The organism is Pristimantibacillus sp. Z349TD_6 (assembly GCF_056173205.1).
On the sequence record NZ_CM149662.1, the window covers coordinates 980,961 to 1,004,350 of the forward strand.

19 protein-coding genes are annotated in these 23,390 nt (G+C 46.4%); 13 read left to right on the forward strand and 6 right to left on the reverse strand.

The features are described from left to right. Positions 1 to 13: 13 nt before the first annotated feature. The 4 genes from AC0VYE_RS04245 (at position 14) to AC0VYE_RS04260 (ending at position 10,507) form a co-directional block, all read left to right on the forward strand. A complete protein-coding gene (locus AC0VYE_RS04245; protein ID WP_475446259.1) occupies positions 14 to 1,684 on the forward strand; it encodes a ribulokinase in 1,671 nt (556 codons plus the stop codon). Positions 1,685 to 1,966: 282 nt separating this feature from the next. Further along, positions 1,967 to 7,951: an S-layer homology domain-containing protein gene (locus AC0VYE_RS04250; RefSeq protein ID WP_475446261.1), complete on the forward strand. Its 5,985-nt coding sequence runs from the start codon at positions 1,967 to 1,969 to the stop codon at positions 7,949 to 7,951. 171 nt (positions 7,952 to 8,122) lie between these two features. Beyond that, positions 8,123 to 9,376: an FxLYD domain-containing protein gene (locus AC0VYE_RS04255; protein WP_475446263.1), complete on the forward strand. Its 1,254-nt coding sequence runs from the start codon at positions 8,123 to 8,125 to the stop codon at positions 9,374 to 9,376. 12 nt (positions 9,377 to 9,388) lie between these two features. Then, a complete protein-coding gene (locus AC0VYE_RS04260; RefSeq protein WP_076268858.1) occupies positions 9,389 to 10,507 on the forward strand; it encodes a S1C family serine protease in 1,119 nt (372 codons plus the stop codon). Between the two features lie 121 nt (positions 10,508 to 10,628). On the opposite strand, the gene AC0VYE_RS04265 is transcribed toward AC0VYE_RS04260, so the two are convergent. From AC0VYE_RS04265 to AC0VYE_RS04275, 3 genes are all read right to left on the reverse strand, one after another. Next, positions 10,629 to 11,501 (reverse strand): hypothetical protein, encoded by an 873-nt coding sequence (locus AC0VYE_RS04265; RefSeq protein WP_475446265.1) that lies wholly within the window; start codon positions 11,499 to 11,501, stop codon positions 10,629 to 10,631. Positions 11,502 to 11,746: 245 nt separating this feature from the next. Further along, positions 11,747 to 12,721 carry an IS3 family transposase gene (locus AC0VYE_RS04270; RefSeq protein ID WP_475449439.1) on the reverse strand — a complete coding sequence of 325 codons (975 nt, stop codon included), beginning with the start codon at positions 12,719 to 12,721 and terminating at the stop codon, positions 11,747 to 11,749. Continuing rightward, entirely contained in the window at positions 12,658 to 12,987 is a 330-nt protein-coding gene (locus AC0VYE_RS04275; RefSeq protein ID WP_475446268.1) for a transposase, read from the reverse strand. Before AC0VYE_RS04275 ends, AC0VYE_RS04270 begins: the two co-directional genes overlap by 64 nt. Before the next feature lie 1,059 nt (positions 12,988 to 14,046). Here AC0VYE_RS04275 and AC0VYE_RS04280 point away from each other — a divergent pair. Then, positions 14,047 to 14,676, forward strand: a complete 630-nt coding sequence (locus AC0VYE_RS04280; protein WP_475446270.1) for a hypothetical protein — start codon at positions 14,047 to 14,049, stop codon at positions 14,674 to 14,676. 341 nt (positions 14,677 to 15,017) lie between these two features. Here the strand turns inward: AC0VYE_RS04280 and AC0VYE_RS04285 are convergent, their stop codons facing one another. Beyond that, positions 15,018 to 15,629, reverse strand: a complete 612-nt coding sequence (locus AC0VYE_RS04285; protein WP_076268860.1) for a superoxide dismutase — start codon at positions 15,627 to 15,629, stop codon at positions 15,018 to 15,020. A 355-nt stretch (positions 15,630 to 15,984) separates the two neighbouring features. Here AC0VYE_RS04285 and AC0VYE_RS04290 point away from each other — a divergent pair, with 355 nt between their 5' ends. The 8 genes from AC0VYE_RS04290 to folE all read left to right on the forward strand — a co-directional run bounded on the left by AC0VYE_RS04290 (position 15,985) and on the right by folE (position 20,967). Next, positions 15,985 to 16,407: a GNAT family N-acetyltransferase gene (locus AC0VYE_RS04290; RefSeq protein WP_076268861.1), complete on the forward strand. Its 423-nt coding sequence runs from the start codon at positions 15,985 to 15,987 to the stop codon at positions 16,405 to 16,407. Positions 16,408 to 16,517: 110 nt separating this feature from the next. Further along, positions 16,518 to 17,075, forward strand: coding sequence for a DUF402 domain-containing protein (locus AC0VYE_RS04295; RefSeq protein WP_475446272.1), 558 nt, complete (start codon positions 16,518 to 16,520; stop codon positions 17,073 to 17,075). Then, entirely contained in the window at positions 17,072 to 17,695 is a 624-nt protein-coding gene (gene lepB / locus AC0VYE_RS04300; protein ID WP_475446274.1) for a signal peptidase I, read from the forward strand. Before AC0VYE_RS04295 ends, lepB begins: the two co-directional genes overlap by 4 nt. Positions 17,696 to 17,845: 150 nt before the next feature. Continuing rightward, on the forward strand, positions 17,846 to 18,280 hold the full coding sequence (gene rnhA / locus AC0VYE_RS04305) for a ribonuclease HI (RefSeq protein ID WP_339206864.1): 435 nt from the start codon (positions 17,846 to 17,848) through the stop codon (positions 18,278 to 18,280). Beyond that, entirely contained in the window at positions 18,281 to 19,462 is a 1,182-nt protein-coding gene (queG, locus tag AC0VYE_RS04310; RefSeq protein WP_256710936.1) for a tRNA epoxyqueuosine(34) reductase QueG, read from the forward strand. It begins immediately after the preceding gene. Then, positions 19,455 to 19,988 carry a methylated-DNA--[protein]-cysteine S-methyltransferase gene (locus AC0VYE_RS04315; protein WP_475446275.1) on the forward strand — a complete coding sequence of 178 codons (534 nt, stop codon included), beginning with the start codon at positions 19,455 to 19,457 and terminating at the stop codon, positions 19,986 to 19,988. Before queG ends, AC0VYE_RS04315 begins: the two co-directional genes overlap by 8 nt. Positions 19,989 to 20,115: 127 nt before the next feature. Continuing rightward, entirely contained in the window at positions 20,116 to 20,337 is a 222-nt protein-coding gene (locus AC0VYE_RS04320) for a YneF family protein (RefSeq protein ID WP_053372732.1), read from the forward strand. Positions 20,338 to 20,373: 36 nt separating this feature from the next. Further along, a complete protein-coding gene (gene folE, locus AC0VYE_RS04325) occupies positions 20,374 to 20,967 on the forward strand; it encodes a GTP cyclohydrolase I FolE (RefSeq protein WP_076268865.1) in 594 nt (197 codons plus the stop codon). A 174-nt stretch (positions 20,968 to 21,141) separates the two neighbouring features. On the opposite strand, the gene AC0VYE_RS04330 is transcribed toward folE, so the two are convergent. Then, on the reverse strand, positions 21,142 to 22,227 hold the full coding sequence (locus AC0VYE_RS04330; RefSeq protein WP_076271914.1) for a Fe-Mn family superoxide dismutase: 1,086 nt from the start codon (positions 22,225 to 22,227) through the stop codon (positions 21,142 to 21,144). An 82-nt stretch (positions 22,228 to 22,309) separates the two neighbouring features. After that, a complete protein-coding gene (locus AC0VYE_RS04335) occupies positions 22,310 to 23,365 on the reverse strand; it encodes an alpha/beta hydrolase (RefSeq protein WP_076271915.1) in 1,056 nt (351 codons plus the stop codon). Positions 23,366 to 23,390 lie beyond the last annotated feature (25 nt).

The following is a 23,390-nucleotide window of genomic DNA, read 5'->3' on the forward strand; positions in this document are numbered from 1 at the left end:
GAGGATTCGGATAATGAGCAAAAAATACGCAATTGGTGTAGACTACGGCACGCAATCGGGCCGAGCTGTTCTTGTGGATCTATCTAACGGTGCCGAGATAGCGGAGCATGTCACGCCGTATACTCACCACGTTATTGATGAGAAGCTTCCGGTATCTGGCATTAAGCTTGAGCATGACTGGGCGCTTCAGCATCCGCTTGATTATATTGAAGTGTTGGAATTGTCCGTTCCTGCTGTAATGAAGGAGTCGGGTATCCATGCTGCTGATGTCATCGGTTTAGGCATCGATTTTACAGCATGTACAATGCTTCCCATCGATGGAGAAGGGAATCCGCTATGTGTACAGGATGCCTACAAGGATAATCCGCATAGCTGGGTGAAGCTGTGGAAGCATCACGCTGCACAAGATGAGGCTAACCTTATCAACGAAATGGCAGCGCAGCGCGGTGAGAAGTGGGTGCCGCGTTATGGAGGCAAAATATCATCAGAGTGGATGATGGCCAAAGCTTGGCAGATTTTGAATGAAGCGCCGGACATTTATGAAACGGCAGATAAATTTGTTGAAGCGACGGACTGGGTTATCGGCCAATTGACCGGCAATATTGTTCGCAACAGCTGTACGGCCGGCTACAAAGGCATGTGGCATAAGCAAGAGGGCTACCCAAGCAAGGATTTTTTCAAAGCGCTTGATCCTCGTTTAGAAAACCTGACAGAAACGAAGCTGCGCGGCGAAGTTGTACCGCTTGGCTCGAAGGCTGGAGAATTGCTGCCTGATATGGCTGTACGCATCGGACTTGCGCCAGGCACGGCGATCGCGGTTGGCAATGTGGATGCACATGCGGCGGTGCCAGGTGTTGGCGTCGTTACGCCAGGCAAGCTGGTTATGGCGATGGGCACATCGATTTGCCACATGCTGCTCGGAACGGAAGAGAAGGAAGTGGAAGGAATGTGCGGCGTCGTTGAGGACGGCATCATTCCGGGTTACTTTGGCTACGAAGCGGGACAATCAGCGGTTGGCGATATTTTTGAATGGTTCGTTGAGGAATCTGTTCCAGCCTACGTACTTCAAGAGGCAGAGCAGGCTGGCGAAAATGTACATGTTTATTTGACTCGCAAAGCCAGCGAGCTGAATGTTGGCGAATCCGGCGTTCTGGCGCTTGACTGGTGGAACGGAAACCGTTCGGTACTTGTAGATACGGATTTGACAGGTACCATTGTAGGCCTCACCTTGCTAACGAAGCCTTGGGAAATTTACCGCGCCCTTCTTGAAGCAACGGCATTTGGCACACGCAAAATCGTCGATGCGTTCCACAGCAACGGGGTTGAAGTAAATGAATTGTACGCATGCGGCGGACTGCCGCAGAAGAATGCGCTGCTCATGCAGATTTATGCGGATGTAACGAATCGCGAGATCAAGGTCGCAGCATCCAAGCAAACGCCTGCACTTGGTGCAGCGATGTTTGGAGCAGTAGCAGCTGGTGCCGCAAAGGGCGGTTTCGACAGCATTGTTGATGCGGCTCAGAAGATGGCTCGTGTACGCGAAGAAACGTTCAAGCCGATTCCGGCAAACGTTGCAGTTTACGAGAAGCTGTATGCGGAATATAATTTGCTGCACGACTACTACGGACGCGGCGCAAATGATGTAATGAAACGCCTTAAGGTTATAAAAGAAGAGCAAGCTTAGGCAGCTATTATTCAATCATCTATATACCAAAAAAACGACTCCAGCATTTAATTATGCGAGGGAGTCGTTTTTTTTATTAATTTCTAGCTTTTTCCACTATTCTTGTCGAAATTGTACAGAATTTGTACAGATGTGAATGTTATTATAGGTCGTCGGACTTATAAAAAATAGACAGAAGAAAGTAGACAACTTTTGAAAGCGATCTTAATAGTAAAGGAGAGTACGTGAATGAAGGAAGATGGTAGGTCTATGGAACCAAGAAGTTCTAGGAACAGAGGTCGAATGAACAGCAGACTGTGGCGAAAACGGTTATTTACCGCATTTATGGCATTTGCGGTGCTGCTCGTTCAGCTTTTCCCTGTTCCATACGCAGCAAGTGCTGCAGCGATTGATACAGGAGCGACTTATTTTACCGGTACGGATAACTGGGGCGGCGGAGCTGCGAATAGTGCAGCTGACGGCGATGTAGACAGCAGCACTGGGAACAGTATGGCTCTTTATCCAATCGAATTTAAAATTAAAGACATTAAAGCCAAACCTACAAAAAGCGCTTATATGCTTATACGGGCTCTTGATGTAGACGAATACGATGAATCAAACAAAAGCGGTACAGGCGAGTGGGACCGTGTATATTTCTCATCTAACCCTGCAGATATTGCATTAGGTGCACCTACAACCCCATGGCCAGCAAATTTTGGGTCTGCTACATACAAGAAGGAATTCCCTCAAGCATTTAACTTGGGCGCTTTATCCGGAAAAAATGATGTGTGGAATACGACCGTTCTGGAAATTAAACCTGATCAATGGAATAGTATCGTCGCCAATCAGGATTTATATGTTGGCATTTCCGTACATCATTATTTCATGAATACTTCTAATTTCAACAGCGGCTGGGTGACGACCATCGATTGGGGTCAGCTTGTCATTGACGGCGGCGTGAGAGAGACCGGAGAAATTACCGGAGCCGCTGTTGCTGTTACGAAAGACAAAGTAACGATAAATACAGGTTTCTTGCCTAAACAAGACGGAAACTTTTATATGGAAGTCAACGTCATTGAGAAAACGAAAGTCGGCAATGAGATTAGGGAGAAAAACTTGGATTTGTCGCAGAAGTACTTTAGCGGCTCCAAGCAAGGAACCGAGCAGAAATGGGACAACATTGTACTTAATGCTCCTGGAGCAGATCCAAGCAAAGAATACACGGTAAATATTATATTGTTCGACAAGCAGCCAGATAAGAATGAGCCTGGAACAGCTCAGCATATTTATTCGATGTCTACGTTTGACCCTGCGGTAAAAGATATTGCAAAACCGGGACCTCAATACGAGCCAACGAATTTTACGCTAACGGACTTCAGCAGCAAATATTATCGTGTAACAGGTGAAGCACAAGCTGCTAAGCTTGAAAAAGTGAAAATCGTTTCGCTTCCTAGCGGCGGCAAGCTCCAGCTTGCAGGAGTGGATGTTAAATTAGATGACGAAATCGCTAAGGCAGATGTCGCTCAATTGACCTTCGTTCCAGATGCAGCAGGTTTAACGGGCACGACTTCATTTAAGTGGAATGGCTATGATGGAAGCAAGTACGCAGCTATCGATGGGACGGTAACGATTACTGCAAATGCCGCTCCTGTTGTAACAGATATGAATAAAGCTATTAATCAAGGTGAAGCACTTACATTTACAGCTTCAGATTTCACAAGCCAGTATACGGATGCAACTTTGCCAAAGGAAAACTTAAGCAAGGTGAAAATCGTTTCATTGCCGGCGCCAGCTGCCGGTAAGCTGATGATTACAAACGGTGGTTCTGCTGCAGCTGTGGCCGTGGGCGATGAAATCAGTGCAGTTGATTTGGGCAAGCTGAGCTTTGTTCCTACGAGCAATGCCAGCGGTGCAGTTTCGTTTGAGTGGAATGGCTCAGACGGCGTTCAGTATGCGAAGGATAACAAGCAAGTGACCATTGCTATTAATACGGCGCCAATTGTTAGTAACATTTCTTTTGCAGCTATAGCTGGCAATACGGTTCAAATGAAAGCTACCGATTTCACTAATGCGAATGCATATAGCGATGCGGATGGCGATGCACTGACAAAAGTACGTATTAACCTGCCAGCCAACTTTTCCAATAGCGGAAAGCTGCGTTATACATCCGAAGGGGTGGACTACGTAGTATCTTCTAATACTGAAATTTCTTTAACGGAATTAAATACGCTGCGTTTCGTTCCAGCTGCAAATTTGGCGGAAGAAAGCACAGTTGCCTTCACTTGGGATGGATTTGATGGCAAACAGTATTCTTTATCGCCAGCAAATGTGAGCATTACTTATACGAACGACCCTGTCGTGAGCAACATTGCGAAGGACGGCCTTCAATATGAGCCGACTGCTTTTACAGCTAACGAGTTTAGAAGCCAATATGCGAAAGCAAACGGTGCTGCTAATTTCAATGGACTTCAGCGTGTGAAGATAGTTACTCTGCCAGCAGTGGGACAAGGCTCCTTATTCCTAGGCAGCAAGGCAGTTGAAGCCGGTGATGAAATTGCGATCGGTGAAGTGGATACGTTATCCTTTGTTCCAGCTGATGCTGGGTTCACAGGTACGGCAGCATTTAATTGGAATGGTTATAATGGATCGAAATACGCGAAGCAGCCAGCTACGGTAACTATTAAAGCGAACGCTGCTCCAACGGTAGAACAGATTAACAAGGAGATATTGAAAGGCGGCACGGTGCCTTTTGCAATTAAGGACTTTACGGATTCGTACAGCGATTCCAACAGTGAGAGCTTAAGCAGAGTAAAGCTCGTATCGCTCCCAGATCCTGCAAAAGGCAAGCTTGTTTTTCAAATAGGCAATGGTCCAGTTTATGAGATTACGACTGCCGGCTTTGTTATTAAAGCAAGTGACTTAGATGGTTTGACCTTTGTGCCTGCTGCAGGGGTGACGGGTTCAGTAACATTCGACTGGAACGGCTCGGACGGCAAGCAATATGCGAAGGAGAAGAAGAAAGTTACGATTACCATTAATACTCCGCCAGTCTTAGATGACATTATAAAAGCGGGACTTTCCGGTGAAATTATTGCTTTTAAAACAACGGATTTCACGGAATCGCCTCGTTACACAGATGCAGATGGCGATTTGCTGAAAGAAGTTGCGATTATTGTTCCAGCAAATTTCAATCAGAGCGGAACGCTTTGGTACACACCTTCAGTTGGTGAGTCAGTCTATTTGATGCCAGGCAGTACTGAAATCATTGCAAAAAGCGATTTGGAAAGTCTGAAATTCCAGCCTTCAACTTCATTAGCAGAAGGAAGCACGGTTGAATTTGGTTGGAGGGGCAGCGATGGGAAACAATTTGCAGAAGCGGCTGCTGCAATCACGATTGGCTACAACGGCAAGCCGGTTGCAGAACCAATCACTGTAAATGTTGCCGAAGGCACAACTGATATTATTATTGTTTTTAAAGGTTCAGATCGCGAGACAGTTACGAAGCTTGTTTACGGCTTAGAGAGCAATCCAGGCAAAGGTACGCTAGAGCCTGCCGATTATAATGTATCAGGTGATACATGGATCTATAAACCGGGTTCGGATTTTATATCTGGACAAGATAGCTTTACGTACACTGTAATGGATGGAGATAATCAAGTTTCAGCTCCTGCAACGGTAACGATCAATATTCATAGAGCGCTCGATGGATGGGCCGGAGACAAAGCGCAAGGCGAATCAAAGGTATTAAACATCATTCCAGGCGAACAGCTTAAGCTGAGTGCGGTCAGTTCCTTGCTTGCTAAGAGCGTTACGGCGAATGTGAACGGTATTATCGTACCGCTTACGCTTGTCAATCAAGATACCTTCGTAGCAGACGGCTATAAGAAGTGGGAAAATACAACGTATTTACTTCCTGAATTAACAGCAGCAAGCAAATACGAAGTTACATTCAGGGCATTGGACGTTGAAGGAGCCTTATTGCCTTCAGAGACAAAATTAGCGGATAACAGCTTTGAAGTGGTTAAAGCGGTACTAGCGTTAACCGCAAGTCCAGAGAAAATTTTGGGAGATGGCAAATCAACTACCGAGCTATCAGCATTGCTAACAAATGCCGATGGCACTCCAATTAAAGGTGTAACGGTTATTTTTGAAGCTCCTGTTGGTAAAGGGACGTTTGTTGGTGGAAACACTGCGGTAACTGACGCGCAAGGAATAGCGAAGGTTACGTACAAATCACAGCAAATTACAGGCATCAACGAGCAGCAGATTCCGATTCAAGCGAATGTGTACAACAAAGAGCGTGGCTTGAAGGAGCAGGATGAGATCATCATTACTTTCTTGCCTGCGGCAGTTAAAGGCTTTATTACAAAGGGTGATACGAATTCGCCAATTGCTGGCGTGAGTGTTCGCGTAACGCTTGATCTAGATGGCGACGGCGTTATCACTCCAGGAACAGACTTTGATGAAACGGTTATTACCGATGCTAGCGGAGCTTATTATGTCGTAGTTCCGAAAGGCGATGTCGTTTATGAGTTGGAAGTGACGCAAACGGTTGACGTTGGCGGCGTTCCTACACCTGTAACCTATAAGCAATCGGCTCAAGTTGGTGAAGTAACAGGAGCAGGCGAGGAAAACTTTGAATCTGAGAAAACGGTAACAGGTATCGTGCTGCTTAAGCAGCCGGACGGCAAGTCTTCTTTGTTCAATACTGATCTGCTTGCTAAGACTAGTATTTATTTGAAACAAGCGGATGGCAGCTACATTTCCGAAGGCGGAGCTCCGAAAGCATTTGCACTTAGCCCGCAAGGCGTATTTAATGCGAATGGGCTTGCTATTGGAGAATACGAGCTGGAAATTAGATATGAGGTTGAACCTGGCAAGGAAATAATTTTCAGCCATGCAGGGGTCAAAGTAACGGCTTCAGGGGAAATGAATATTTCTGAGGCGCTTGTCGATCCATATGGAACGGTTACTAATTCGGTTACAAAAGCAGTAATTGAAGGTGCGTCCGTTGTCCTTTATTACGCAGACACAGCAAGAAATAAAGGCAAAGGGATTATACCTAACACGGAGGTTGTTTTGCCGGCTCTCGTTGGTTTTGCGCCAAATGACAATGCGAGTCCAGAACAGCTGACGGATGCACACGGTTTCTATGCCTATATGGTGTATCCAGAAACGGACTATTATCTTGGCGTAATGAAGAATGGGTTCTATAACTATAAAAGCCCAGTTCTCTCCGTTGAATGGGAGATTGTCAAACATGATCTAGAGCTGACGCCTTTTGAGGCAAATGTTCCATCTGCCAATCCTGCGCTTACTCTTTCAGTCGACAAGAACAAAGTAAAAGAAGGAACAACGTCGACTCTAACGGTGGATTACAAAAACAGCTCCAGCAGTCCAATGGCAGCAGGAGAAATCAAGGTCAAGATTCCTACGGGCGCAGTTGTTGTGGATGCAGCTGGCGGAATCGTAACAGATAACACCATTGTATGGAAAATAACAAATGTACAAGGCGGACAGAACGGCAGCTTCAAAGTGGTCATCGAATGGCCGCTTATGAAAGCAGCAGATACGGCATTTGATATTTCGGGTGAATTTATCGGGAATAATGCTACTGTCCAATCATCAGTAAAAGTAAATGTATTCTCAGATCGCTTCGGAGAGCTTACTCATACTCGTTATATTCTTGGATACCCGGATAAGGAATTCAAGTCAGAAGGGTCACTTACTCGTGCGGAGCTTGCAGCCATTGTTGCAAGACTATCTGGAAACGAGAAAGTGGAAGAGCCGCTTTCATTTAACGATATTCGCAAAGGTCACTGGGCGACGAACTACATCCAAAGCGTTACGGTAAACGGCTACTTCAGCGGATATGAAGACGGCTCTTTCCGTCCAGATGCGGCAGTTACAAGAGGAGAGCTTGCAGCGGTTATGGCAAGGTTCCTCAAGCTTGAAGTGAGCGCGCCTGCGACAGCCCACTTTAAGGATACTTCAGGCTACTGGGCAGCGGACACGATCGAAGCTTTGTTTAACGGCAAGTTTTTAACCGGTTATCCGGACGGAAGCTTTAAGCCGAAAAAAGAAATTACTCGTGTTGAGGCAGTTACGATGATCAATCGTATGCTTTATCGCGGTCCGCTTCAGGGGCTGGCTCCATTGTTCCCTGATATGCCGCAAAGCCACTGGGGCTTTGGCGATGTACAGGAAGCAACGATCTCACACAAAGCTGAGCGCAAGGAAGACGGCAGCGAAAAATGGATCGAAAGCATCAATGATAGCGTGAAATAAAGAGCATTAATAGAAGCAGCCTATCTGTTCACAGTGTATTGTGACCATGATAGGCTGCTTTTTTTAAATATGGCTCCATTTCCCACTATAAAAAAATGGAGATCATTTACTTTTTGATATAGAATAGATAGATATGTTTAGAGAGAAACGTGGGCTGGGGGATGAACGGAAGTGTATTGCCATCATTGTGAAAAAAAACAGACGGATGATGCCATTTATTGCAGCCAGTGCGGCAGATTGCTTGCTGATGGAGAAGAAACTGCAGCGGCTCTAAGTACTGAGCGATCTATGCTGTTATCGGAGCAGGTTGCTTCTGTAGAGATAGACGAAGCAAGCCAGCAGCCGAGCAAGCCTAAAAAAACGCGGAGACGTAGAGCTAAGAGCTCTATTTTGGCATGGCTGATGCCTATCATTTTAGCACTTGTTACCGCTGGTTCCGTATTTAGTTACTATATATATCAATCCGAAATAAATGATAGAGTCATCAAGCTTCATGTTGAGGCGAAGGCGGAGGCGCTAGCAGGGAAATATGACAAAGCGCAGAAGCTGCTTCAGGAAGCCTCGGATGCGCGTCCAGGCTTTGGCGCTCTGCAGAAGGATGCGGAGATCGTTGCCCTTGTCGCAGAGCTGGCACAGTCAATTACAGCTGCGGGGAAGCAGCTGGAGGAGCGGAAGCTTGAAGAGGCAGAACAGACACTGGAGCGGATTAACGGTGAATTAAAGGGTCATAAAGAGCCAATCTATATAAAGATTAAGCATCAGCTTGATGACTATAACGTTAAACTTGGTGTCATGAGGCTGACGGAAGAGCTAGCAGATCTGAATACAGTGGATGAGCTGGAGTCAAGGCTTAACATTGCGAATCAATTAGACGGTGAAGAGGCGCTAGCTGTAAAAGAGCAAATTGTCGCCAAAATCGTCGATATAAGCTATAAGGATGCCGAAGCATTACTTAAGAAAAAAAATTATTCGGATGCGTTGGCACTGACGGACCGAGCGCTGCTTTTTGCCAAGGATAATGAGCGGATTATGACACTGGCCAAAAAGATAACTGATGCACAGGCAGATTACGAGAAACGGGAACAGCGAAGATTAGAGCAAGCGATGCAGCAGGCTGCAGCAGAGGATCTAAAAAATCAGACGGCAGCCGTCGAGGTTGTTAAAATCGAATCGACGCTCGATGAGTTCGGAGATTTAAATATAGTAGGCGAGCTGAAAAATGCCGCTACACGGCCTATTTATTCGATTAGCGTTCAATTTATCGTCTACGATGCTGACGGCAAAGAGGTAGGCAAGGGCAAGGCAGAGGCAACGCCGGATTATGTTGATCCAGGCCAGAAAATCACCTTTAATAGTACGGTATATGGTGTTTATGTAGAGAATACAACCGTCGTCGTTGATCACGCGACTTGGTATTTGGATTAAGGGGAAGATGTGATGAGAAAACGAGCTTGGATTAGCGTCATCGCTTCTACTCTCATTGTATGTGGAGGATTGGCTGCTGCGTTAGCCATTCATTCAGAGGTGCCAAACAGGCTGACGGGAAAGCCGTTGCTTGCGGTAGCTGATGAGACGAAGCAGAAGTCTCTTAAGGATATTATTTTTGAAACGCAGAAGCTGGTCGTCATGATTGAAAATGAAAATGGGGATCAAGGCTCAGGCTTCCTTTATAATAAGCAAGGGGATCTCATTACGAATGCGCATGTCGTCGCTGGCTCCCATACTGTGAAAATTAAAACGGCGGATGCGCGCGAGCTGGACGGAAAAGTCATTGGCATTAGCACGGAAACGGATATTGCGGTTGTTCGTGTGAAGGAACTGGCTGGAACGGAGCCGCTGCAGGTAGAGCGTAAAGAAAGAGCGGAAGTCGGGGACGAAGTGCTTGCTGTTGGCAGTCCGCTCGGATTTCAAAATACGGTTACTACCGGTATTGTCAGCGGACTAGGAAGAACGTTCAAAATTGATTCCTACTTGTATTCGGATCTCTATCAAATTTCTGCGCCAATTGCTCCTGGTAACAGCGGTGGACCGCTCGTTGATCAGAAAACGGGATCGGTGCTTGGCATTAACTCTGCAGGTTATGAGCAAGGTTCAATTGGCTTTAGTATCCCTATTGCGAACGTAATCGATATCGCTGAAGGCTGGTCTACTAAACCGATGACTAAGCTGCCCGATCTGGAGCTTTCGGATAAGGAACTGAAGATGGAAGATGAAGCGAAGATTGAGGAATATGCTGATTATCTCGTTACTCATTTTTATGACAGCCTGAACAATGCCGATTATGTCTATGCTTATTCATTGCTAGGCGGCAATTGGAAGGAAGGGACGAGCTACGAGAAGTTCAGGGCAGGTTACTTGGGGACGCTGAATGTGGTCATCGAAAATATGCATGTGACGGAGAGCAGAGAAGACAAAGCTACCGTTATCGCTGTTATTTCAGTAGATGAGCGGGTCGAAGGCAAGTATGTGTTAAGCAAATACCAGGTGACCTATGAGGTCGGCTACGAGAACGATCAATTAAAGCTGCTGAGCGGCAAAGGTAAGGCTATTAAGTAAAAGAATAACGTTTAAAAAGCTAGAAAAAATCGGTCAGGGGAGACCGCTTTTTCTAGCTTTTTTTTGAATTGCTGTGGGGCGTCTTTTAATGAGGAGTATATCGATCGATCATCAGTTTTAATTAGTTTTCTATGCTTGTATTTTCGATTTCATCCTCGCGCAAAACAGGGCTTAAAAAGAGCTCAAGTGCTACAGAGTCATTGCGCTGAAGCGGGAAGCTGAGCAGCGATGCTGGAATTACGCGTCCATTCAGTACAAGTTGATAGCTGGTATTGCCGCCAATAGGAACTCCACTAACGGAATTAATTTGACCATTGAAGCTGAAGCTAACAACCCCCGTTTCCGCTAGAGCCTGATAGATGCTCAAACCCGGTCGGAAAGGAATGCGATACGCCTCCGTTATGCTAGGAAACGCTCTTCCACCGTTTATGAGAACCGTTACGGTCGCCTGTGGTCCCGCAGGCGGGAACAGCCATGGCCCACCAATCCAGAAGCCTCCTGGTCCAAAGCCGCCGGGTCCGCCTGGTCCAAAACCGCCGGGTCCCCCTGGCCCAAAACCGCCGGGACCGCCCGGTCCAAAGCCGCCGGGTCCCCCTGGGCCAAAGCCGCCGGGTCCCCCTGGCCCAAAGCCGCCGGGACCGCCCGGTCCAAAGCCGCCGGGTCCCCCTGGGCCAAAGCCGCCGGGTCCCCCTGGGCCAAAGCCGCCGGGTCCCCCTGGGCCAAAGCCGCCGGGTCCCCCTGGGCCAAAGCCGCCGGGTCCCCCTGGCCCAAAGCCGCCGGGTCCCCCTGGCCCAAAGCCGCCGGGTCCCCCTGGCCCAAAGCCGCCGGGGCCGCCCGGCCCAAAGCCGCCGGGACCGCCCGGCCCAAAGCCGCCGGGTCCCCCTGGGCCAAAGCCGCCTTGCTGAGGCGTTGGCGTGATCATTCGAGGTCCGCCACAACCGCAGCCCTTGGTAGCTGGACGAGAATTCACATTATTAGCATAAGTATATTCCATGAGAGTACTCAGACTCCTTTACATCACAAATTAGGCATATATCCTACTGTAACGTATGCGGCGAATGCCTATGAGGTGAGTGTGCTTATGAGGCGGGAGTAAAAGGAAAACTAGTATTTCTTGTTGAGCTTAACGGACATCAGTTCCGCTATTTTGGCTTAAAACGTCAGTTTAGCCTACTAACGGACATAGCGGGTTAACCCCCTAAATTTGGACACATGCGCACTCATTCTTTTTCAATCGCATTATAATGCAATTTTTTTAGGCATTAGTTTTTCAGAAAGTATCAACTGTAAATATTCGTAAGGCGACCAGTCCTGAAGACTTCCATGAATACGGACTTGGTTGTAATAACGGATAAACCGATCTACTTCCGTGAATGCCTCTTCGTAGGTCTCAAAGCAATGACGTTGGTAACATTCTCGTTCCAAAATACTGTGAAACGATTCGATGTAGGCGTTCTTGTTAGGTGAACGGTTCGGAATACGTTCGTGCTCAAGCGGGGCTTGCTCACAATACGTATAGAAAGCCTTGCTTATAAACTGCGGACCATTGTCGGTTCGGATAACCAATTTGTGTGCTTGCTCGTGGATGTTGCGCTTCAAAATCGCCTTTTGTACCACCGTTATTATGTCGTTCGTATTACAGGCTTTGCCTCGATGATACGAGATGATGGCACGGTCAAATACATCAATTATGCTTGCCAGATAGAAGTGTCGCCGTTGACCAGCTACATAGCCGTATTTAATATCCAGCTGCCATAGTTGATTAGGACCGTCCACTACGCGGTTATTGGCTATTCGTTTCGGTACGGGATTCGCTGCCTCTCGCTGAGGAGCAAGGATTTGGAGCTCTTTGCACAGTCGATAGATCTTCTTCTTATTAATGACGAGTTGGTATTTTCGACGTAATAGGACGGTTAGTTTACGGTAGCCGAATGCAGCATTAGGTCCTTTGATGAGAACACGAAGCCAGCCTTTAATGCGAGCATCCAAGACGACGTTGCCACTTTTATCATAGGAATAGCCCGGAATTGGCCGCCCCTTTCCTTTGGGATGACATCGATCTGGATGTTGAAGGCGGTAGTAATACGTTGAACGAGGTAGGTCACAGATGCGCAATACCGTTCGGACGGGATAGCCTCGCTCAATCCATGTTAACGCTGTCTCCAGTCTGGGTGCTTTTTTTTTACCAAATCTCTGAGAATGCTTAGTTCCAATTCTTTCTCTCCAAGCTGTTTTATTGCTTGATCATATTTAAGCTGCAAGGCTTCCAGCTTGGCTGCATCCTTTTTTAGTTTATTTTCATCGTCATGTCTTTTCGCCATAAGTTCCCCCACCTCATCCTGATATTGACGAACCCAACAGCTAAGCGTCTTAGGAGACATACCGTGTTTTCTGGCCACAACCTCCGTACGGTAACCAGCTAACACTTCTACAACAAGCTCCTTTTTCGCTTCAACCGGGCATCTAAATCGTCTTTTCACTGGTCATTCCCCCACCATAAATTTAGTGTAGCTGAAAGGAGTGGGAGTGTCCAAATGGATTAGGGGGCTATATAGATAGGATACGTTATTACCCTCAAAATGAGCTCAATTAGCCCTAATTCCAGCAAATAAAGGATCCTATGTCGGTTAAAACTTCAATTTGCGTATATTTCGCCAAATAGAGGAACCTATGTCCGTAAGGAGAGACAACCTGACCTTTATCCAGTACGGAAGCACAAATGTATCTAAGGAGAGACAACCTAACTGTTATAGAACACGGAAGCACAAATGTACCTAAGGAGCGACAACCTAACTGTTATAGAATACGGTAGCACAAATGTACCTAAGGAGCGACAACCTAACTGTTATAGAATACGGAAGCACAAATGTATCTAAGGAGAGTCAACTTAACCTTTATCGATTATGGAAGCACAAATGTACCTATAAGGAGAGACAACTTAACTGTTACCGAATATGGAAGCGCATATGTCCCTAAGGAGAGGCAACCTAACTGTTATAGAATACGGAGGCACAAATGTACTTAAAGGAGAGACAATCTAACTGTTATAAAATACGGAAGCACAAAAGTACCTAAGCAGAGACAACATAACTGTTATAGAATATAGAAGCACAAATGCTCCTAAGGAGACCAACCTAACCTTTTTTGAAAACAGAGAGTCCTATGATTGTAAGGGGATCAACCAAACCTTTAGCAACAAATAGATCTCCTGTCTTATTAAGGAGAGCGTCCGTGATTATATCGAAAACAGATGAGCCAATGTTCATAATGAGATCATCCTCTCCTTTATTAAAAGCAAAGGAACCAATGTCTGACCTATGTCTGTAATTGCGATCGCAACCAAACTTTTATCGGAGACAGAAGCTCCTATGTCCATAAGTTTCAAATACTCCAACAGCCATCCCAAAATCACACAAGCTAGCTAGTCGGAAAATAAATGAATACACTCTGCCACACTGTCTATCATTTGTATATATTTGCCTATAGAGAAACAGTCCCTATATAATGATATGAAAATATTTACAGAAGGTGGTTTTTGCGTGAGTCAGCTGCGGGGCATTATATTGGAAGGATTTTCGCATGCAGGTAAAACATCGGTATTGAAGTCGTTAAAGCTCATGCAAGCGCAGGACGAATCAGCAGAGCGTAGTGTTATCGTTTTAAGCGAGCATTATTCACAGGTGCTGCATAACGTGCGTGGTCAGTTTATAACATCAAGTCACGAAGAACATCTCCAATTGTTGAATGAAAGAGTATCTATGCTGAGGCAATTAGAAGAATGGTCAACTAAGCTTGGGAGAGCTTCACGCGGCTCGCGAGGTGTATTCTTTATACTAGAAAGGTTTCATTTAAATCATAGAGTTGCCTATTCTGATAAAACTATTAATGAAATTGAAGCTATCGAAAAGGAACTCTTACACTTTGGGGCAAAATGTGCTTTATTAACGATATCTCCGGAAATAGCCGAACTAAGAATACAAAGCCGCACGCCTGATGAATGGTCGAATAAGAGTAGTGAAGAAATTAAAGCAGCAGCAGATGAACAGCAAGCAACTCAATTGAAACTTCGAAAAGCAGCAGCAAACTCAGTCATTCCTACTCTAGAAATCAACACCGATAACAAAGCTTGGGACACTTACGCAAAAGAAATCATTCGTTCGTTGAACTAGTATATTACGCCAGCAATTAATGAGCATCATAAGCGCATTGTCAGTGTTACACTCCAACTCCCTGAACCTTAGCAGATAGGAAAGAGTGTAATTCAACGTCCTGCAACAGAAGCAGATAGGCAGAGTTGTACTTCAACTTCCAGCACCCTAAGTGCACTAGCAGCATCGCAACTCCAATTCCCGCGCATTATGCACATTGTCAACATTCCACTCTTTTCTCTGCACTTAAGCACTTAAGCAACTTTGCACTCCAACACCTAGCACCTTATACGCACTATAAAAAATAAAAAAACCGGCGCTTGCCTCATTAAAGAGGCAAGCGCCGGTTTGGAAAAACAATATTATTTAACAGCTGCTTCGTAACGTTTGCCAACTTCATCCCAGTTAACTACGTTCCAGAACGCTGCGATGTAATCAGGGCGTTTGTTTTGGTAGTTCAGGTAGTAAGCGTGCTCCCATACATCAAGACCAAGGATTGGCGTTTCGCCTTCCATGATTGGGCTGTCTTGGTTTGGCAAGCTGTATACTTTCAATTTGCCGTTTGCAACTGCTAGGAATGCCCAGCCGCTGCCGAAACGTGTTGTTGCTGCTTTTGCGAAGTCAGCTTTGAAAGCTTCAAAGCCGCCTAGTTCGCTTTCAATTGCTGCTGCAAGAGCGCCAGTAGGTGCTCCGCCAGCGTTTGGAGCGATTGTTTCCCAGAACAAGCTGTGGTTAGCATGTCCGCCGCCGTTGTTGCGAACAGCAGTACGGATTGCTTCAGGAACGCTAGCAAGATCGGAGATCAAATCTTCGATTGATTTGCTTTGCAATTCTGGAGCGGACTCCAAAGCAGCGTTAAGGTTAGTCACGTAAGCGTTATGGTGACGGCCGTGGTGAATTTCCATTGTAGTCGCATCGATATGCGGCTCAAGTGCGTTGTGCGCGTACGGCAAAGCAGGTAGTTGATGTGCCATTTTTTACAGCCTCCTAATTATATGTAGTTATCCAAGTCCATTATCCCTTATCCGATTGAATAAATCAACATTATTGTTTCAAAAGTCGAATGGGCTAAAACGATCAAACATAACCTAAAATAGGGTATCTCGACGCTAGCTAAAATATACAGATTAGGAAGATAGAACTGCATTTATAGAGAAATAAATGGATTAAATCGTTGTAAGCGCTTAATATTAAGCGTTTACACGAGATAATTGATGATTTCTTTAATTTTTTTAAGGAATATTAAAGATTGAAGCAGGATTTCGTTTAATTTTGTCGTAATATATTTTAAATGCAATACTATGACATGGTATAGAAGGTGTAATTTTAATGAATGTTCGTTCCTTCCAGTTGTCCGATTACCGATCAATTACAGCACTGCTTGAAGAGGTTCTAACAGAAGAGTGCTACGAACAAACGATGGAAGCTTTTGCCCGCCAGTTGTCATGGGATAGTGATTTAGTATTAGTCGCTGTCGAAAATTCCGAAATTGTGGGCATGATTATCGGTACGATTGATAATAACAAAGGTTATTATTATCGAATTGCTGTATCTCCTCTCCACAGGCGGAAAGGAATCGGTAAAACGCTTATCCAGGCATTGCGCCAGCGCTTCGAACAGCGCCGTGTCACAAAGATACTAATTACCGCGGACGAGCACAACGAGCCAGTTTTACCGCTGTACGAGTCGATGGGGTATGTAGCCAACGATTTTATCAGATCTTTTCAGAAATTGAGCATTGTAGCTGGTTAACGCGAACTTTACTGCATGTAAGTTGTACGCAGGGCATATCTGCATCGCCATTGCTTTTGGCGGTCAGATATGCTTTTCTTATTACTATATACATTTATGAGGAGAACGGGATGGAACCATATCGGCACTGTGTCATCAAAAGCTTCAAACATAACGGTCACATTCACCGTATATGGCAACAGAATTGGCTTGTGCCTGATGAGCTGCTTGACGAGAAGCATAAAGCGGAATCCATTAAGGTGCTCATAAACCGTCAAACGCCAATTCAAGAGTCTGATGGTAAGATATGGATCAGCCGCGTCCCAGCAGTCTCCTTTTTTATACCGGGGCAGTGGTTCAATGTTGTGGCTCTGCTAGAGGACGGAGGCGTCCGCTATTATTGCAATATTGCCTCACCGCTGTACATTCAGGGTGATGTGCTTACCTATATCGATTATGATTTGGACGTTATTCGTACTGTTGATGGTGGAAGAACGGTCGTCGATCAAGATGAATATGAGATGCACAAAGCGGCTTACCACTATCCGAAAATGGTCGAAGAAAAGGTGCATGAGGGTCTTGATGCGCTTTTGAAGCGGATGGATCAAGGGCAATCGCCTTTTCAGGATCAGCTCGTGCTGAAGTATTATGAGGATTGGCTGAAACGAAGTGAAGAGGTGGAACAATGAGCCTTGAGGACCAGAATCGCAAGCCAAGTAATGAAAAAGCAGGAATCAGTGTAGATGCGGGATTATCTGCCCATACTGTTGCAAGCAATCGCTCCAATTGGCTCGCAGAACTGCTCGATTGGTCGAAAACATTGGTTGTTGCATTTGCTGTGGTGCTGCTTCTGCATTTTTTTGTATTTAACCTCTCGAAGGTAGAAGGTCATTCAATGGAGCCGACGTTAACGGAGCATGAGTGGCTGTTTGTTAATAAATTTGTATACCTGGTCGGCAAGCCCAAGGTTGGTGATGTCGTTATTTTGAAGGAACCGGATATGGGGGAAGTCGAGGAAAAGTTTCTTGTAAAAAGGATCGTTGGGGTTTCCGGTGATCGTATTGAAATCCATAATAAACAATTGTACCGTAACGGCGAGCTAGTGGACGAGCCTTACACGGATTCATTTATAGAAGATATGAGCTACGGGCCTGAAGTAATTAGCGAAGGAAACTATTTTGTAATGGGAGATAATCGACATGCTAGGGCGAGCTTGGACAGCCGGACGTTTCACGCGGTTCCAGAAGAGCTGATTCGCGGCAGAGCCGATTATATTTTATGGCCTTACAAAAAGATAAGAGCGCTTTAACCACTTTTTGTGTGAAAAGCTGGGTGCTGACGAGGTAATTTTGCATGTGCAACGTTACGCTGCTGCTTACGAAGTAAGTTTGCTACCGCAAACTTTAAGTAGATGCTTACGAAGTAGGTTTGCGTTCGCAAACCTTTAGGAGGAATTCTTATGAAGGACGTTATGATTTATACGGACGGTGCATGCTCCGGCAATCCGGGGCCGGGCGGCTGGGGAGCAGTGCTGTTTTTTGGCGTTCATCAGAAAGAAATTTCAGGTGGAGAGAAACACTCGACGAACAATCGTATGGAGATCCAAGCAGTAATCGAAGGGCTGAAGCTGCTCAAGGAGCCCTGTAAGGTGACGGTGTATAGTGATTCAGCGTATGTCGTGAATTGCTTCCAGAAAGGCTGGATACACGGCTGGCTGCGCAACGGCTGGAAGAACAGCAAGAAGGAACCTGTTGAGAACCAAGAACTTTGGAAAGCGCTTTGGGAGCTTATGCAGCGTCATAAAGTAGAATACGTAAAGGTAAAAGGCCATAGCGATAATGAATGGAATAATCGTTGTGACGAGCTTGCTCGTGAAGCAATTAAAAGGTTATAGATGATGACAGATAGATGGGCAAGGCTGAAGGAAGAGATGATTGCGGCGGCACCAAGCCTCGGCATCGACAAGATTGGGATCGCTTCTGCAGATCCATTCACATCATTAAAGCAGATTTTGCTTAGGCACCGCGAGCTCGGAAGAGAGTCTGGCTTCGAGGAGCCCGACATTGAGAAAAGAACGAATCCAGCGCTGTTGTTTGAAAATCCGCAGTCGATTATTGCAATAGCCATTGCCTATCCATCCAAGCTGAAGGACCCTCCTAAATCAGAGCCGGGTGCAAGGCGAGGCATTATGTCACGTTCGGCTTGGGGAGAAGATTACCATAAAGTGCTGCGCGATCGGCTTGCTAAGCTGGAAGCATGGCTAAGGGAGCGGATGCCGGATTTGCGCGTGGAAAGCATGGTCGATACCGGCGCATTGTCGGATCGCGCTGTTGCTGAGCGTGCAGGCATTGGCTGGAGCGCAAAAAACTGCGCGATCATATCGCCGGAGCTCGGCTCGTGGATTTACCTCGGTGAGATGATTACCAATGTTCCATTTGAACCGGATGAACCGATAACGGAAAGCTGCGGCAGCTGCACCAAATGTATTGACGCTTGCCCGACGGATGCACTAGTTGGACCGGGGCAATTGAATTCAAGCCGCTGCATCTCCTTTGTTACACAAACGAAGGGAATGATATCGGACGAGTTCATGCGAAAAATCGGCAATCGGCTTTATGGCTGCGATACATGCCAGACGGTCTGCCCGATAAACCGCGGCAAAAACTGGACGCATCAACCAGAACTGCAGCCGGATATGGAATTAGTGAAGCCGCTGCTCGTTCCGCTTCTAACGATAGGCAACAAGGAGTTTCAAGCCAGATATGGCCGGACATCCTCCGCTTGGCGGGGCAAGAAGCCGATTCAGCGCAATGCAGTAATTGCGCTCGGCAACTTTAAAGAGGCTAGCGCAGTGCCGGATTTGATCCGGGTGCTGGAGCAGGATCCTCGCCCGGTGCTCCGCGGCACAGCTGCATGGTCGCTTGCGCGAATTGGCGGCGAGCAGGCAAAGTCTGCATTGCTTGGAGCCTCAGTAAAGGAAACGGATGAGGAAGCACTGCAGGCGATTGCGAATGCCATTGCTCAATTAAGCACGATTCCAGAAGAGAACTTGGAAGCAGGTGGCGCAAGTGAGTGAACGACTTTACACGGCTGAGATCGATTCGCCTATCGGGCCGATGACGTTAACGGCAACGGACAAAGGGATTTGCCACTTGGACTTTGCTCCTTACGATTCGGCTTTAGAGAAACTAGAGCAGTGGACGAAGCGTGTATTTGGGCACGTTGGCGCGGATATTACGCGGGTCGAAGCAGCCTCTCATGAACAGCTGAATGAAGCAGCAAGGCAGTTGGCGCTTTATTTTGCCGGAGAGCTTCAGCAATTCGATCTGCCTATTCAAATGTATGGCTCACCGTTTCAGCAGAAGGTGTGGGCAGCTTTGCAGCAAATCCCTTATGGGGAAACGCGTACTTATAAGGATATCGCTGTGATGCTGGATCAGCCTGGAGCCATGCGTGCCGTAGGTGGAGCGAACAACCGCAACCCTGTCTCGATCATCGTGCCTTGTCATCGCGTGATTGGGGCAAGCGGCCAAATGATCGGTTATGGCGGAGGTCTTCCTATTAAAATCGCGCTGCTTGATCTGGAAAAGAGTGCGAAATAAGAGCATCAAAAAATGTCACAAAAAGGTTAAGCGGAGCGCCAGCATGTTCATTGCGAACAAGAGGTGAACATGCTATCATGGGAACATTATACACAGCAGGAGATTTGGAAAGGGTCAGGTGAAAGGTATGTCGTGGGTGAACATTGTTGTACCAATTGTTACTTTAATTGCAGGAGCTGTTGGGGGCTTTTTTGTAGGCGTATTCTATCTGCGGAAGCAGCTTGAGAAAATGCAAAACGATCCAGAAATGATTCAGAAAATGGCGAAGCAAATGGGCTACAATCTGAATAAGCAGCAAATGCAAAAAGCGCAGCACATGATGAAAAACCAAAAGATGCCTCGCAGATAAAGAAAGACGCGGGGGGACCGGAAGGAGAGTTCAGAAATGGCGGGAAAGAAAGATTACGTCAATTCGAGTGTTTCGAGCAACCGGGAGCAAATTGAACATCACATAAGAGAAATATTAAAACTTGTCGGTGAAGATGTAGAGCGTGAAGGCTTGCTGGAAACACCCGCTCGTGTGACTCGAATGTATGAGGAGATTTTTGCCGGATATGAGGTTGATCCTCGTGAGGTGCTGGGCGTTACGTTCGATGAGCAGCATGAAGAGCTTGTCATTGTAAAAGATATCGTTTATTACAGTCAGTGCGAGCATCATATGGCGCCGTTTTTCGGAAAAGCGCATATTGGCTACATTCCTAGCGGCAAAATCGCTGGTCTTAGCAAGCTTGCTAGACTCGTAGAGGCGATTACTCGCCGCCTGCAGGTGCAAGAGCGGATTACATCACAAATTGCGGATATCCTTACTGAGGAGCTGCAGCCGCATGGCGTCATGGTCGTCGTGGAAGGCGAGCATTTGTGCATGTGCTCACGCGGAGTGAAGAAGCCTGGCAGCATGACCGTAACGTCTGCTGTAAGAGGCGACTTCCGCAGCAATCCTGCGCTGCGCTCCGAGTTTTTGACATTATTAAAGCAATAGACGATATAAACAAGCAAAAACGCCTTCAGCGTCTTCTGGATGTTGAAGCAGCTTTGACGAAGAAATATAAGATAAGTATGAGAAAATGATATGCTTTCTTATATTTTGAAAAAGTCCGACAGTGAACCGGGGTTAGTCCCCAGCTCCCGTGTCGGGCTTTTTTTGCTAAATAGATTAAAATGGCACCCACACAAGCTTTCGAGCTTCTTCAAATCGATCACTAACGAAGGTCCAATTCACGACATTCCACCAATCCTGAATATACTCAGGCCGTTTGTTTTGATGTTTTAAATAATAAGCATGCTCCCACACATCCAAGGCTAACAAAGGTATAACATCCCATTGTGATAAATTCTGATGTTTCTCTGCGGTTAATATTTCAAGCCGGCTGCTGCGTGGACTCCAAACTAGAATCGCCCAGCCGCTTCCCTCCACCTTCGCCGCTGCCTTGCTGAATTGATTCTTAAAGGCGGAGAAGCTGCCAAAATCATTTCGGATTTGCTGGCTGAGAGCTCCTATCGGTTCACCACCACCATAGGGCGTCATGATGCTCCAGAACAGAGTATGTAAGTAGTGGCCGGCACCGTTAAAAGCAAGCTCTCGCTCCCAATGCTTAACCAGCTCAAATTGATTCGTCTCGCGTGCGATTTTGAGCTGCAATTCCGCTTCATTTAGACCATCGACATAGGACTGATGGTGTATATCATGATGGATTCGCATCGTATGCTCATCGATATAAGGCTCAAGGGCACTGTAAGCATAGGGCAGAGGAGGCAGTGTGTGTCCCCCGATGGGGACTTGCTGGACAATTGCACGGTGCTGATTATTGCCTGAGCTGGTTACCTTTTGTCGATAGGAGCTCATTAAGCCGATATAATAGTTGGATTCACGAATGGCGTGAGAGATGACGGATTTGGTGACATCAGAAGAAGCCGACGCGGTGCGTTCAGTTAGCTGCCTAAGTTGATCGACATACGTTCTTGATTGTTCAAGAGATGTCTCTACAACCGCTTCAATCGTTTGTTCCATATAGGATGGCAAGCGTGACGGAATGGGAAGCCATTCATCCAGCCATTGATTAGTATATTGAGCGGTATTGGAGAAAACAGGCTCCCATGCTTGGAGAAGCTGAACATACTGACGCTCCATCTCAGGCGCTGCCTGCAAAATAACAGCGATATGCTCTTTCTCTTGCAGCTTCCAATGTCTAACTAATTCCATTACGCGAACGGGCATGAGCGTTCCATAAACAAAAAGCACGACCATCGCCTCCCTTTTTCGCAACAAATGCATCTATGTTAGATGTATTCGTCGGTAAGCGGGCTTATGTCGTGCTTCATTATTATGTTCGTTCTGCTTGGAGCTGTTGATCGACTTGGCTTAGAAATAAGGCTGCTCTTTGGATATATTCACTCGGATGAACTTGAAACAGCAATTCGTGTTTGCCTTCGGGAACGATCCAAGAACGAGATAGAACGTTGCCTTGCCCATCAGCAATAGCCTCTGCCGTTTGGTAAGGAGCCTTTGAATCTTCTGTGCCATGGATGATAAATAACGGGATATCGTAAACGTTAGATAAAACCTCGCTTGCCGGAATAGATCCAAAGCTTGTACCCGTCCAAAGGGGGATCATCGATTCAATAAGCGGCAAAGAGAACTGCGGCAATGAAACAAATTGATTCAAGTTATCAAATAATGCCTCGGGGCTCGGGATGAAAAGACTGTCGAGTATCATGGCGTCAATTTCATCGGTCTGCAGTCCTGCTTGCAGTGCCGTTCCTGCACCCATTGAGAAGCCCCAGACGACGATGTCCTCCGCTCCGCGTGATTTTGCATAATCTACTGCAGCAAGCAGCTGTTGTGACTCCTCAAGGCCGCCAGTGGCCGGAGCTTTGTACTCCTTAGATGCATAGCCGTAGTCAAACAACAATATATTATAGTTTAAACCGTGCAGCAGCTTCGAGAGCTCATACATCGGTACCCATGATTCTTCGCGATTAGCGCCATAACCGTGGCTGAAAACAACAGTTCGTGCTGAAGGAGCCGCTTCGCTTGCATCACTCTCAGCAGGAATGAACCAGCCGCTGACCGTCGTATTTCCGCTTTTGCTAGGGAAAATGACATCCTCGTAATCTAGGCCGATAGCCGCTTGCGGATTAGAGGAGAGTGGGGCTACATAAGGGTATGCAAGCATCCATGCGACATAGCCATGAAAAATAATGACAGCAATCAAACACATTGCCGTAAGGGAAGCAATGGAAGCAACCAGCAAATGCTTGCTGCGGCTTTTGGTTTTGCGCAATTGGGACAGGTTATCCGAATCGCCAAGCGGGAAGGGATGAAGGTTTTTTGGAAATCCGCCTTCAAGTGGCAATGGTGTCATTATAGTCGTGCTCATGTCGTTGTCCTCCCTCTGTAAGTAA